Below are 13,502 nucleotides of genomic sequence, written 5' to 3'. Positions count from 1 at the left end.
GCCTCAGTCGATGATGAAGCCGAAATTGACCGGCGTGGCGCCGATCGGCTCGGCACGGGCGGCAACGCCGTAGATGCGATTGACGCGCGCCAGCAGCGCCGACTGCGCGTCGGAGGCCGGCGCGAAGCCGTCATCGGGACGCGACAATTCCTTCTGCGCAACCGCGCGCACCACATAGGGCGTCACGATGACCATGAGCTCGGTCTCGTTGTTGACGAAGTCCTGGCTCCTGAACAGCTGTCCGAGCACCGGGATCTGATCGACGCCGGGCATTCCGTTGATGGCCTGCTTGGTCTGCTCCTGGATCAATCCGGCCATCGCGATCGAGCCGCCGGAGGGCACTTCCAGCGTGGTGTCGGCGCGACGGGTCTTGATCGAGGGAATGGTCGTGCCGCCCTGGCCGCCGGTCAACGCGTTGTCCATCGAGACCTCGGAGACCTCGGTCATCACCTTCAGGCTGATGCGCCCCTCGGACAGCACCACCGGGGTGAAATTGAGCGAGATGCCGAACTTCTTGAAGCTGACGGTCTGGACGCAATTCCCGATCGTGCCGGTCGCCGAGGTCTGACAGGTGACGCCGGTCGGAATGGGAAACTCGCCGCCTGACACGAAGGTCGCGGACTCGCCGGAGATCGCCGTGAGGTTGGGCTCGGCCAGCGTCTTCACCACGCCCGCGCTCTCCATCGCGCGCAGCGTCGCCGTGACGGTCGGCACGCCGAGCTTGTTCAGGGCCGCGCCGGTCAGCACGTTGTTGGCGAGCGGTCCGTTGTTGGCGGTGAAGGCATTGGCGTTGTTGAAGACGACCGCGGCGGTACCGTAGTTCATGTTGGCACTGAGATCGACGCCGAGCTGCTTGACGACGTCGCGGCGCACTTCGGCGACGGTGACCTTCAGCATCACCTGGTCGCGGCCGCGCACCACGATGGAGTTGACGACCTTGTCGGCGCCGCCGACCAGCTTGGCTGCGATGTCGCCGGCCTGCTGCGCCTCGACCGGGCTTGCCACGGTACCGGTCAGCACCACGCTCTCACCGACACCCTCGATCTGGACGCCCGGCAGCATCTGCTTCAGCGCGGCACGCATGCCGTTGAGGTCGCGCTTGATCGCGATGTCGTAGGAGGCGACCTGGTTGCCGTCGGCGTCGAAGAAAACCACATTGGTCTGGCCGACCGCCGCGCCGATGATATAGGCGCGCTGCGCCGAGCGGATCACGGCGTTGGCGATCTTGGGATCGGCGACCAGGACGTCCTTGGCCTCGCGCGGGAGGTCGACCACCACAGACTTGCCGACGCCGAGCGAGACGAAGCGCGTCTTGGCGGCAATGCTGCTGGTCACCGCGACGTCCGCGTTCTTGTCGGGATCGGTCGCGCTCGCGAGGGCAGGGATCAGCATCAGGGCGGTGACCGCCGAGAATGACAGCGAGCGGACCAGTGTGGCCCGCGTCGCCAGTTGTTTTGCACCAATCGTCATATCGAAGCCCCCATCACTTCTGTGTCGTCTGAGAGCTCGGGATGCCGAAACGCACCACCCGGATGCTCTCGCCCCGCTTCGGGGCATGGTCTGTGGTCTCGTCGGTCTTCTCGTTGACGTCGGCGATGCTGCGCAGCGCCAGCGCCAGCGTGCCGCTCTGCCGGGCCCGCGCGAGCGTCTCGGCCTGTTCGGGCTTGAGCTCGAGGGTCACGGTCTTGCCGATGAGGGAGTTGTTGCCGTCCTTCTCTTTGGGCGCCTGGTCGATCGCCAGCACGCGGACGTTGGACAGCAGGATCTCGGTGGTGATGATGTCGCCGCTGCCCTGTTGCCGATCGGGATTCTTGTCGCGTCGCGACAGGATCACGTCGACGCGGTCGTTGGGCAGGATGAAGCCGCCGGCGCCGGTTTCCGGCGAGATTTCCGTGGAGATCGCGCGCATGCCGGTGGGCAGGATCGCGGCCATGAAGCCGCTGCCATTGGCCTTGACCAGTTTCTGCTCGCGGATCGGCTCGCCGATGATGAAGGGAGCGCGTGCGATCGAGCCGATGACGTCGTTCATGGCGTCGGCATTGGTGTCGTGGCGGATGAACGCGCTGCTCGCGGTCTCGGCCGGCCAGCGCTGCCATTGCACGTCTTCAGGCTTGACCGACTGACCGAGCCCGATGTCGGACTTCGCCACCAGCACCTCGACGGTCGGCAGCTGAACTACTGGCGGCGCGACCGGCGCCGGTTTGCGATCGCCAACGCTCGCGAGATACATGGCCGCGAGGCCTGCGACGCCGGCGATGCCGAGGACCACGATGCGTGCCGTCTTCATGCGATTGTCTGAATGCCCTTAACGCAGGGCAGTCACGTCCTTGCGGCACTGACAACCCTTCCCGGGAGCATCACTACGGCCGCAAAAGTATAAGGGAACTTGATGGAACGTCCGGACAATTAAGGGATTGGTGGGGATGGTGAACGGCGAGTTATCGGGCGCCGTCGCATCTCCGCAGAATCCCTGAGATCGCGCGCGTGCAACGCGTGCAACGTGTGCGACGTGGAGGTCGCAACGCGGCGTCACGGCCAGTCGGTCGTGGTTAATGTCGCCTAACGCGCAAGCCGGCGCCGAAGGATCAGAGCGCGGCCTTTAACGCGGCAAAGCCGCGATCAAGATCGGCCTTGAGGTCGTCGAGATTTTCGAGCCCGATATGCAGCCGCAGCGTCGGCCCGCCCGGCGACCATTTGGTCGCGCTGCGGTAGTCGCTGCAGTCGAACGGGATGGCGAGGCTTTCGAAGCCGCCCCAGGAAAAGCCCATGCCGAACAGCGTGAGCGCGTTGAGCATCGCATCGACCGCGCTCTGCGGCACTGGCTTCAGCACGATGCTGAACAGCCCGGAGGCACCGGTGAAGTCGCGCTTCCAGATGGCGTGCCCCGGATCGGTTTCCAGGGCCGGGTGCAGTACACGATCGACCTCGGGCCGCGCGCCAAGCCAGCGCGCGATCTCGAGCCCGGAGCGGTGGTGCTGCGCCAGCCGCACCGACAGCGTGCGGACACCGCGCAGCGCGAGATAGACGTCGTCCGGACCGGCGCAGACGCCGAGCAGGCGGATCGCCTCCTGAATCAGCGGCCAGGCCTTTGCATTGGCCGCGATGGTGCCGAACATGATGTCGGAGTGGCCGCCGATATACTTTGTGCCGGCCTGCATGCTGATGTCGACGCCCTGTTCGAGCGAGCGGTGATAGAGCGCCGTCGCCCAGGTGTTGTCGTCGATCACGAGCGCGCCGCGGCCGTGCGCCACGGCCGAAATCGCGCGGACGTCGGGCATCTCGAAGGATTGCGAGCCGGGGGCTTCAATCAGCACCGCGCGGGTATTCGGCTTGAACAGCATCTCGATGCCGGCGCCGATCAGCGGATCGAAATAGCTGGTCTCGATGCCGTAGCGCTTCAGCATGTTGTCGCAGAAATTGCGGGTCGGCCGATAGGCGTTGTCGCACACCAGCAGATGGTCGCCGGCCTTCAGCACGGCGAGCAGCGTGGTGCTGATCGCGGCCAGTCCCGACGGGGCGATGCCGACGCCGGCGCATTGCGGGCCTTCCAGCGCCATCAGCACGTCCTGCAGCGCCCGCGTGGTCGGACTGCCGTGGCGGCCATAGGTAAATTCGGCACGATGGGCGTGGAGGTCCTCGGCGGTCGGATAAAGCACGGTCGAGCCATGGAAGACCGGCGGATTGACGAAGCCCTTCTGGGCCTTGGTGTCGCGGCCGGCCGTGACCAGACGGGTCGCGGCGTCTTGCGGGCGGAAGGGCGTGGAGCCGTCGGAGGAGGTCATGGTTTGCTGCCGTTGGATTTTAGACTTTTTGCCGCAGCGGTACCGCGTCGGGAAGACAGGGCCACGCCGGGAGGTGTTACTAACAAGAGGTAGAAGACGTGCGTCAACCCCTTGACCCGGCTCGTCAGTCGCTATGTGATGCGCCGCAACTACCAGTCGCCGCACGTTGAGGGGCCTGCCGCGACCTACGATCCGTTGCCTGGCCGGTTTGCATGTCAAACTGACTGTCAGATCAGCATCTTTTGCTGCAGGGGATCATTGGGATGGCCCGTGAACGCGAGGCGATCACAAAGCAAAACGTCCAACGGACGACCCTGAAAGGCCTACCCATGAAACGCGTATCCCTGGCTGTCCTCCTTGCCGCTGCCGCTGCCTTGTCGGTCCAGTCCGCCTCGGCGCAAACCCTCAAGACGGTCAAGGACCGCGGTCAGCTGTCCTGCGGCGTCAGCCAGGGTCTGCCTGGCTTTTCATCACCGGACGACAAGGGGAACTGGACCGGGATCGACGTCGACGTTTGCCGGGCCATTGCTGCCGTGGTGCTCGACGACCCGACCAAGGTCAAGTTCGTGCCGCTGTCGGCCAAGGATCGCTTCACCGCGCTGCAATCCGGCGAGATCGACGTGCTGTCGCGCAACACCACCTGGACGGTGTCGCGCGATACCTCGCTCGGCGCCAATTTCACCGGCGTGACCTATTATGACGGGCAGGGCTTCATGGTGAAGAAGTCGCTCAAGGTCAATTCGGCGCTCGAATTGAACAGCGCGTCGGTCTGCGTGCAGACCGGCACCACGACGGAGCAGAACCTCGCCGACTTCTTCAAGGGCAACAACATGAAGTACGAGGTGATCGCATTCGGCAGCATCGACGAAGCGGTCAAAGCCTATGAATCCGGTCGCTGCGACGTTTTCACCGACGACGCCTCCGGGCTCTATGCCAGCCGTCTGAAGCTCGCGAACCCCGCTGATCACATCGTGCTGCCGGAAATCATTTCCAAGGAGCCGCTGGGGCCGATGGTGCGCCACGGCGACGACCAGTGGTTCGACATCGTGAAGTGGACGCTGTTTGCGATGATCAATGCCGAGGAGCTCGGCATCACCCAGAAGAATGTCGACACGATGCTCAAATCGGACAAGCCGGAGATGAAGCGGGTGCTCGGCACCGACGGCAATCTGGGTGAACAGCTCGGCCTGACCAAGGACTGGGTGGTGCGCATCGTCAAGGCGGTCGGCAATTACGGCGAGACCTTCGAGCGCAATGTCGGCGCCGGCTCGCCGCTCGGCATCGCCCGTGGCGTCAACAATCTCTGGAACAAGGGCGGGATCCAGTACGCGCCGCCGATCCGCTGATCGGTCCGGCCAACGGCTGCCGCGATGAGCATCGCGCCCCGCAAACCACCGCTGCAATTTGCCCTCAGGCTGAAGCGTGCGCTTGGCGGCAAGACCGGCTGGAACGGGTTTGCCGCCCAGATTGGCTTCGCCGCGGTCCTGGCCTGGATCGCCTACGAGATCGTGGCGAATGCGCGGACGAACCTGGAGACCCAACACATTGCGTCGGGCTTCGGCTTCCTCAATTACAATGCGGGCTTTGACGTCAATCAAAGCCTGATCGCCTACAACAATTCCGATACCTACTGGCGGGTGTTCTTCGTCGGCTTGTTGAACACGATCCTGGTCTCGGTGATCGGCATTGTCTTCGCCACCGTGATCGGCTTCGTCGTGGCGCTGTGCCGGTTGTCGCCGAACTGGCTGCTGTCGCGGATCGGCGGCATCTATGTCGAGATTGTCCGGAATTTGCCGGTCTTGTTCCAGATCCTGTTCTGGTATCTCGCAGTGCTCGCGGCGCTGCCGGCGCCGCGGCAGAGCATCTCGATCTTCGGTGCGTTCTTCCTCAATAATCGCGGCCTGATCGTGCCGCAGCCGGTCAGTGAACCCGGCCTCTATCCGTTCCTGGCCGCGCTCGCGGTCGGCATCGTCGTGGCGCTGGGCTTGCGGCACCACGCGCGGCGTGCCCTGTTCCAGCGCGGGCAGGTGATCCGGATCTGGCCCTATCTGCTGGGTTGCCTGGTCGGTCTGCCGCTGGTCTCGATGCTGATCTTCGGCTGGCCGTTGAAGTTCGAGTTGCCGCAGCTGAAAGGCTTCAACTTCGCCGGCGGCGCGCGGGTCATCCCCGAATTCGTTGCGCTGACGGTCGCGCTCTCGACCTACACGGCGGCCTTCATCGCCGAGATCGTCCGGGCCGGCGTCATGTCGGTCCACAAGGGGCAGATGGAGGCGGGCTCCTCGCTCGGCCTCAGCCGCGCCGCGACGCTGCGGCTGATCGTGGTGCCGCAGGCGATGCGGGTCATCGTGCCGCCGCTGACCAGCCAGTACCTCAATCTCACCAAGAATTCGTCGCTGGCGGTGGCGATCGGCTATCCGGATCTGGTCTCGGTGTTCGCCGGCACCGCGGTGAGCCAGACCGGGCAGGCGATCGAGATCATCGCCATGACGATGGGTGTCTACCTGCTGCTCTCGCTGACGACGAGCGCCCTGATGAGCGTCTATGGCTGGCGCATCAACCGGAGCATGGCGGCATGACCGATCTGTCCGCCTCGTCCTTTGTCCGGCAGGATCTGGTCGCCGAACGCGCGGCGCCGGCCCAGACCACCGGCTTCATCGGCTTCCTGCGAACGCGGCTGCTGAATTCGCCGGGCAACATCCTGCTCACGATTCTCGGGCTGCTGCTCGCCTGGTACATCGTCGTCCCGACGCTCAAGTTCCTGCTGGTCGACGCGGTCTGGACCGGCAAGGAGCGCACCGCTTGCCTCGCCGAAAAGGCGGGGCACGAGGTCGGCGCCTGCTGGCCGTATATCCAGGCCAAGCTGACGCAGCTGGTCTATGGCTTCTACCCGGAAGCCCAGCGCTGGCGGGTCAATCTGACCTATGGGCTCGGCGCCGCGCTGTTGCTGCCGCTGCTGATGCCGCGCCTCCCGGCCAAGGGCATCAACTCCGGTCTGTTCTTCTTCGCGTTTCCGGTGGTGGCGTTCTTCCTGCTGCATGGCGGCGGCATCGCCGGCTTCGGCGTGAGTTGGACCGCCGGCCTGTTGCAGCTGTTCGAGCAGAGCATTGGCGGCGCCGGCGATCTCTTGGTCAATCTCAGCAAGAGTTCGGCGATTGCCCCGCTGCCATGGGTACTGGGCAAGGTGCTCGTCCTGGTCGGCCTTCTGATCCATTGGCTGATCTATCCGCTGACCTGGCTGCGCGACCAGTTGCAGCTCTCGTCGCTGCCGGTCTGGGGCGATTTCCTGGTCACTGCCGTGATCGTCTCCGCCGTGCTGTTTTTGCTCGGAGGCGGCATGCGGACCGGGCACCGGGCGCTCATCGGCAGCCTGCTGACGTTTGCCGGGATCGCCGCAGGCATCAAGCTGATGGGGCTCGATCGCGGCGGCTTTCCGATCGTCGACACGCGGCTGTGGGGTGGCCTCCTTGTGACGCTGGTGATTGCGATCACCGGCATCGTTGCTTCGATGCCGATCGGAATTGCGCTTGCGCTCGGCCGCCGGTCGAGCATTCCGCTGATCCGGATCTTCTCGATCGCCTTCATCGAATTCTGGCGCGGCGTGCCGCTGATCACGGTGCTGTTCTTCGCGACCTACATGCTGCCGCTGTTCGTGCCGGGCAATTTCGCCGTCGACGGCCTGTTGCGCGCCCTGATCGGCGTGGCGATCTTTACCGGCGCCTATATGGCCGAGGTGATCCGGGGTGGGCTGGCTGCGGTGGCTCGCGGGCAGGCAGAGGCCGCCTCGGCGCTCGGCCTGTCCTGGTGGAAGACGACGTCGCTGATCGTGTTGCCGCAGGCGCTGCGCTACGTCATTCCCGGCATCGTCAACAGCTTCATCTCGCTGTTCAAGGATACCTCGCTGGTGTCGATCGTGGCGCTGTTCGATCTGTTGGGTTCGCTGCGGGCATCGTTCTCCGACCCGAACTGGTCGACGCCGACGACGGCCTTTACCGGCTTCGCCTTTGCAGGAATGATCTATTTTGTGTTCTGCTTCGGAATGTCGCGCTACTCGCTGTTCGTCGAAAACAGGCTCAACGCTCACCGCCGCCACTGAACAAGGTCACCATGTCCACAACCCCGATCGTCAACATTTCCACGCTCAACAAATGGTACGGCGACTTCCACGTGTTGCGCGATATCAACCTTGAGGTCGGCAAGGGCGAGCGCATCGTGATCTGCGGCCCGTCCGGCTCGGGCAAGTCGACGCTGATCCGCTGCATCAACGCGCTGGAGGAATTTCAGGAGGGCGAGATCGTGGTCGACGGCATCGAGCTCGGCCCGAACCTGCGCCGGGTCGACGAGGTGCGGCGCGAGGTCGGGATGGTGTTCCAGAGCTTCAACCTGTTCCCGCATCTCACCGTGCTCGACAATTGCACGCTGGCGCCGATCTGGGTGCGCAACATCCCAAAGAAGGATGCCGAGGCGGCCGCGATGAAGTTCCTCGAGCGGGTCAAGATCCCGCATCAGGCCAACAAGTTTCCCGGCCAGATGTCGGGCGGTCAGCAGCAGCGCGTCGCGATCGCCCGCGCGCTGACCATGAACCCGAAGGTGATGCTGTTCGACGAGCCAACCTCGGCGCTCGACCCGGAAATGGTCAAGGAGGTGCTCGACACCATGGTCGATCTCGCCAGGGAGGGCATGACCATGCTGGTCGTGACCCACGAAATGGGCTTTGCCCGCGAGGTCGCCAACCGCGTCGTGTTCATGGACGCCGGTCAGATCATCGAGTCGAACACGCCGCAGGAATTCTTCGCCAACCCGCAACACGCGCGGTCGAAGCTGTTCCTAAGCCAGATCTTGCGGTGATAGTCATTCCGGGGCGATGCGTAAGCATCGAACCCGGAATCTCGAGATTCTCGGTGCGCAATTGCGCACCTGAGGGTTCGGCCCTGCGGATTGCCCCGGAATGACGATGCCTGTCAAACAAACGGCAGCTCGATCTTGCTCCGCTTTTCCAGCCATTCCGGGACCGGCAGATTCTTCGAACGCATGAAGGCCGGGTTGAACAGCTTCGACTGATAGCGGTTGCCGGAGTCGCAGAGAATGGTGACGATGGTCTTGCCGGGACCGAGCTGCTTGGCGAGCTGGATCGCACCCGCGATGTTGACGCCGGTCGAACCGCCGAGGCACAGGCCTTCGTGCTCCAGCAGCTCGTAGATGATGGTCACGGCTTCCTCGTCGGAGACCAGGAACGCGTCGTCGACATTCGCGGTCTCGATCACGGGCGTCTTGCGTCCGAGCCCGATGCCTTCGGTGATCGAGTCGCCCGGCGTCGATTTGACCTGGCCGTTCTTGAACAGCTCGTACATGGCGAAGCCGTGCGGATCGGCGCAGGCGGTGACGATGTCCTTGTTCTTTTCCTTCAAATAGCGGCTGATGCCGGCGAGCGTGCCGCCGGTGCCGACCGAGCAGATGAAGCCATCCACCTTGCCGTTGGTCTGCTGCCAGATCTCCGGTCCGGTCGAGTCATAGTGTGCCTTGGGATTGTCGAGATTGTTCCACTGGTCGGCGAACAGCACGCCGTTCGGCTCGGTCTTGCGCAGCTGCTCGGCGAGACGCTTGCCGAGATGCTGATAGTTGTTCGGATTGGAGTAGGGCAGCGCCGGCGCCTCGACGAGCTCGGCCCCGCACAGCCGCAGCATGTCCTTCTTTTCCTGGCTCTGCGTCTCCGGAATGACGATCAGGGTGCGGTAGCCCCGCGCACTGGCGACGACCGCAAGTCCGATGCCGGTATTGCCCGCGGTCGATTCGACCACGAGCCCGCCGGGCTTTAGATCGCCGCGCTTTTCGGCCTCCAGGATCATGCCCTTGCCGGCGCGATCCTTCACCGACTGGCCGGGATTCATGAATTCGGCCTTGCCGAGAATGGTGCAGCCGGTCAGTTCGGATGCGCGTTTCAGCTTGATGAGGGGGGTGTTGCCGATCGCTTCAATGACGTCTTTGTTGAATGCCATGTCGGGGTAATCTTTTGCCGGTCCGTGTTTTGCTCTGGCCGGAAACTAGTGTGCCGATGGCAAAAGGGGAAGGCTTTTGCAGTGCGGCGAATTTCGCGTGGCGGTCTGCGTTAACCAGTTGGCCGTGCGGGGGATGACACAGCCGGAAAGATCGTTTTGAAAATGCGCTGCGATCCGGCCAAATCTTGCTGCAAATCGGCGCTCTGCGTCAGATTCGCACGACACGGTTCGTTCAAGACGGTCGCTCGATCTTGTACAGCCCCACATTAAGAGCGCCGATTTCGAAGCCGAGCCTGCAATAGGCCAGATAATACTCCCACATCCGCTTGAAGCGGATATCGAAGCCGAGGGCTTCGATCGATGGCCACGCGTCGACGAACCGGTCGCGCCAGTCGGCCAGCGTGCGCGCATAGCTGGCAGCGAAGAACTCGGTCGAAACCAGCCGAAGTCCGGAATTGTCGACCAGTCGTTCGACGATCTCGACGGTCGGCAACATTCCGCCCGGAAATACGTATCGCTGGATGAATTCCGGCCGCCTGCGATAGCTTTCGAAGCGACGTTCGTCGATCGTGATCACCTGCAGCACCGCGATGCCGCCGATATCGAGCCGTTGCCGCAGATTGTCGAAAAACAACGGCCAGTACGCCTCGCCGACTGCCTCCAGCATCTCGATCGAGACGACGCGATCATAGGTGCCCTTGGTGTCGCGATAGTCCTCGAGCCGCAGATTTGCCCTGTCGGCGAGACCCTGTTCGGAGAGTTGCTCGCAGGCGTAGCCAAGCTGTTCGGTCGACAGTGTCAGGCCGGTGACGTGACAGACATTCCGTTCGACAAGATGCTGTGCCAGCGCGCCCCAGCCGCAGCCGATCTCGAGAATCCTCTCGCCGCCACTGAGATCGAGCAGTTCAGTCACCCGATCGAGCTTGTTCTGCTGGGCCTGCGCGAGCGTCTGGTGTGGCGAGGTGTAGATCGCCGATGAATAGGTCATGCTCGGATCGAGCCAGAGGCGGTAGAAATCATTGCCGAGATCGTAATGGGCGCGAATGTTGCGCCGGCTGCCGCGCCTGGTATTGCGATTGAGCAGGGCGTGACGAAGCCAGTTCAGAGGCTGCGGCGGCCTCAGCCGCTCGAACGAAGGGGCGCGTGCCGAACGCGGTGCAGCCGCGCTGAGGAACGAGTAGATGTCGGGCGTCGACCATTCACCGGCAAGGAAGCCTTCGGCAAAACCCAGATCACCGCCGATCAGCAGCCGCAGCAGGCATTTCCAACCATGGATCCTGATATGCGCCTGCTCTTCGCCGCGCATCCCGGAAATCACGATGCCGCGCCCACTCGGCGTCTGGAGCAGGATTTCGCCGCAGTCGATACGGCGGAACAGCCGCCGCAGCAGCGTCCCGACAGTCGCCCGCAGCACCGGCGGCCATTCGACGGGATGCGGGCAGGGGACGGTCTGCGGGTGGTCAGAGTGCATGCGAGTCAATCCGATGCTGGGGCGATGGAGGCACGGTCGTGATCGTGTGAGGGGAGCGCTGCGGGCGCCCGCGTAACCGCAAGCCCTTCATCCAGAGCCGCAACGCTTCCCAATGAATCGCAAGGATCACCTTGATCGTGACTAGCGGAATGGCGATGAAGTTGTGCAACAGCGCTTGATCGCTGAGCTCGTGGCGTGTCGCGGTCAGGCAGGCGCCGAGCACGGTTGCTCCGCCCGCGCTTGCGCTGATACCGAGCGCAAAATGCTCGTCCGGTTGGTTCAGCCGGAAGTGATAGGACATGTCCATGTTCAGGAAGGGAGACACGTAGAAGGCCTTGTCGCAGTCATGCCGGATGGTGCCAGTATCGGCCGCGACCGAGGCCACATAGGCGTGGCGTTCGCCGAACGTGTTGTGAACCTGATAGATGATCGCGGCGAGCTGGCCGTCGTGTCGGTGGCAGAAATAGATGCTGAGCGGATTGAAGCTGTAGCCGAGGGTTCGAGGCATGCAGAAGAGCCGGATCGGCCCTCCGGCGATATCGATCCCTGCCTGCATCAGGCAACGTTCGGCCTGCAGGCGTAGTGGCGTCGCGCTACCGTCGCCGTGATCGGCATCGTGAAGTGCAAACAGGTTGAATCTGTTGCGGGAGAACAGCCGCAAACGGGAAGCGAGCAGGGGCATCTCGTCGAGATCGAGCAGCAGCCAGAACGCACGATAGCGGAAGCGATGCGTCGTGGGCCGCAGCCGCCGATGCATGACGCTGCCGCGATAGAGGCAGGAGCGGAGCGTCATGGTTGCAGCTCCGGTTCGGGCAACGACCTCGCGCTTGCGGCGAGCGCGATGCGTCCGGATTCGTCTGATACGGTCCACGGCCGCCGCACGCCTCCCAGCTGTTCGGCGACCGCAAGCCCGGATTGCAGCCCGTCTTCGTGGAAGCCGGCGCCAAAATGCGCGCCGCAGAACCAGGTATTTTTCTGGCCTTGCAGCGACCATAGCCGCCGCTGTGCGACGATCGCGGCGGCATCGAAGATCGGATGCTCGTACACCTCCGTGTGATGCAGCGTGTCGCTGTGTGGCGGATGCGTTGGATTGAGCGTGACGAAGAGGGGCAAATGCTGGGGAATGCCCTGGAGCCGGTTCATCCAATAGGTCACGCCGACCGGCGCGGCGGCCTTGTCGCGCGAGCCGACATAATTCCAGCTCGACCAGGCCGGTCGGCGCCGCGGCATCAATCCGGGATCGGAGTGGAGCACCGCAAGATTGCGGCTATAGCGGAACGCGCCGAGCAGCTCGGCTTCATCGGGCGTCGGATCGTCGATCGTCGACAATGCCTGATTTGCGTGTGTTGCCAGCACGACGTGGTCGTATGGCTGCGTTACGCCGTGGACATCCGTGACAAAGACGCGGCCGGACGATCGGCGTATCCGGACCACGCCGCAGTCGAGCCTGATCCGGTCCCCGAACGGCTGAACCAGCCGCTGCACATAGACCTGACTGCCGCCGACCACAGTTTCCCATGGCGGTCGCTGCGTCAATTGGAGCAGCCCGTGATTGTGGTGGAAGCGAATGAATGTCGCCGCGGGAAAGGCGAGAATTTCATCCGGGGGGGCCGACCAGATAGCGCTTGCCATCGGTAGCAGGTGGTCGTCGCGGAACGCTGCGCCATAACCACCTTGCACGAGATAATCGCCGAGGCTGATCGACTCGTCGCTCAGCCGAGCGGCGTCGCGTGTCGCGCGATCGTAGAACCGGACGACGTCGCGCAGCATCGACCAGAAGCGCGGGCGCAGGAGGTTGCCGGGCTGGGCCAGCAGACCCGAGAGGCCGGTCCCGGAATATTCCAGATTGCCGCGGTCGAGCGAAATCGACAGCGACATCTCCGATGCTTGCGTAGCGACATCGAGATGCCGGAACAGCGCAGCGAGATTAGGGTAGGTGCTCCGGTTGAACACGATGAAGCCGGTATCCACGGCAACGCGCTCGTGACCGATGGACGCTATCACGGTGTTGGAATGCCCGCCGATCCGATCGTACTTCTCGTAGACCGTCACGTCGTGCCGCTGGCTGAGCAGCCAGGCGGCCGAGAGGCCGGAAATGCCGGTTCCGACTACGGCTATGTTCAATCTGCCGTCGCTGCTCAACTACAATCCCTCAGCGGCACGATGCGCCGGCCGATTGCGCGGTCGGCGTCATGGAACGAAACGACGGATATTGCGGGTTGGATCACCGGCAGTGATCCAACCGCGGCCGGGTGG

General features: G+C 63.7%; 11 protein-coding genes. 4 read left to right on the top strand and 7 right to left on the bottom strand.

The window, feature by feature from the left end; translation table 11 throughout:
* Positions 1–3: 3 nt before the first annotated feature.
* The 3 genes from ACE103_RS21965 to metC all read right to left on the bottom strand — a co-directional run bounded on the left by ACE103_RS21965 (position 4) and on the right by metC (position 3,782).
* Positions 4–1,470 carry a type II and III secretion system protein family protein gene (locus ACE103_RS21965; RefSeq protein ID WP_375774861.1) on the bottom strand — a complete coding sequence of 489 codons (1,467 nt, stop codon included), beginning with the start codon at positions 1,468–1,470 and terminating at the stop codon, positions 4–6.
* Between the two features lie 13 nt (positions 1,471–1,483).
* A complete protein-coding gene (cpaB, locus tag ACE103_RS21960) occupies positions 1,484–2,287 on the bottom strand; it encodes a Flp pilus assembly protein CpaB (RefSeq protein WP_223966403.1) in 804 nt (267 codons plus the stop codon).
* 298 nt (positions 2,288–2,585) lie between these two features.
* Positions 2,586–3,782 carry a cystathionine beta-lyase gene (gene metC / locus ACE103_RS21955; RefSeq protein ID WP_375774860.1) on the bottom strand — a complete coding sequence of 399 codons (1,197 nt, stop codon included), beginning with the start codon at positions 3,780–3,782 and terminating at the stop codon, positions 2,586–2,588.
* Between the two features lie 329 nt (positions 3,783–4,111).
* Here metC and ACE103_RS21950 point away from each other — a divergent pair, with 329 nt between their 5' ends.
* From ACE103_RS21950 to ACE103_RS21935, 4 genes are read left to right on the top strand one after another with little or no spacing between them, the layout of a single operon-like run.
* Positions 4,112–5,128: an amino acid ABC transporter substrate-binding protein gene (locus tag ACE103_RS21950; protein ID WP_173642910.1), complete on the top strand. Its 1,017-nt coding sequence runs from the start codon at positions 4,112–4,114 to the stop codon at positions 5,126–5,128.
* Positions 5,129–5,152: 24 nt separating this feature from the next.
* On the top strand, positions 5,153–6,358 hold the full coding sequence (locus ACE103_RS21945) for an amino acid ABC transporter permease (protein WP_375774859.1): 1,206 nt from the start codon (positions 5,153–5,155) through the stop codon (positions 6,356–6,358).
* Positions 6,355–7,875: an amino acid ABC transporter permease gene (locus ACE103_RS21940; protein ID WP_375774858.1), complete on the top strand. Its 1,521-nt coding sequence runs from the start codon at positions 6,355–6,357 to the stop codon at positions 7,873–7,875. The genes ACE103_RS21945 and ACE103_RS21940 overlap by 4 nt, the downstream gene beginning before the upstream one ends.
* Positions 7,876–7,886: 11 nt before the next feature.
* Positions 7,887–8,627, top strand: coding sequence for an amino acid ABC transporter ATP-binding protein (locus tag ACE103_RS21935; RefSeq protein ID WP_029083902.1), 741 nt, complete (start codon positions 7,887–7,889; stop codon positions 8,625–8,627).
* Between the two features lie 113 nt (positions 8,628–8,740).
* Here ACE103_RS21935 and ACE103_RS21930 read toward each other — a convergent pair whose 3' ends face one another.
* From ACE103_RS21930 to ACE103_RS21915, 4 genes are all read right to left on the bottom strand, one after another.
* The gene (locus ACE103_RS21930) at positions 8,741–9,775 is read right to left on the bottom strand and encodes a cysteine synthase A (protein ID WP_375774857.1); all 1,035 of its coding nucleotides are present in this window, start codon (positions 9,773–9,775) and stop codon (positions 8,741–8,743) included.
* 232 nt (positions 9,776–10,007) lie between these two features.
* Positions 10,008–11,246 carry a class I SAM-dependent methyltransferase gene (locus ACE103_RS21925; protein ID WP_375774856.1) on the bottom strand — a complete coding sequence of 413 codons (1,239 nt, stop codon included), beginning with the start codon at positions 11,244–11,246 and terminating at the stop codon, positions 10,008–10,010.
* The gene (locus tag ACE103_RS21920) at positions 11,236–12,003 is read right to left on the bottom strand and encodes a DUF1365 domain-containing protein (protein ID WP_375774855.1); all 768 of its coding nucleotides are present in this window, start codon (positions 12,001–12,003) and stop codon (positions 11,236–11,238) included. Before ACE103_RS21920 ends, ACE103_RS21925 begins: the two co-directional genes overlap by 11 nt.
* 32 nt (positions 12,004–12,035) lie before the next feature.
* On the bottom strand, positions 12,036–13,370 hold the full coding sequence (locus ACE103_RS21915) for an NAD(P)/FAD-dependent oxidoreductase (protein WP_375774854.1): 1,335 nt from the start codon (positions 13,368–13,370) through the stop codon (positions 12,036–12,038).
* Positions 13,371–13,502: the final 132 nt, after the last annotated feature.

Source organism: Bradyrhizobium sp. ma5 (assembly GCF_042258955.1).
Lineage (GTDB): Bacteria > Pseudomonadota > Alphaproteobacteria > Rhizobiales > Xanthobacteraceae > Bradyrhizobium.
This window is presented reverse-complemented; position numbering and strand designations above follow the sequence as displayed.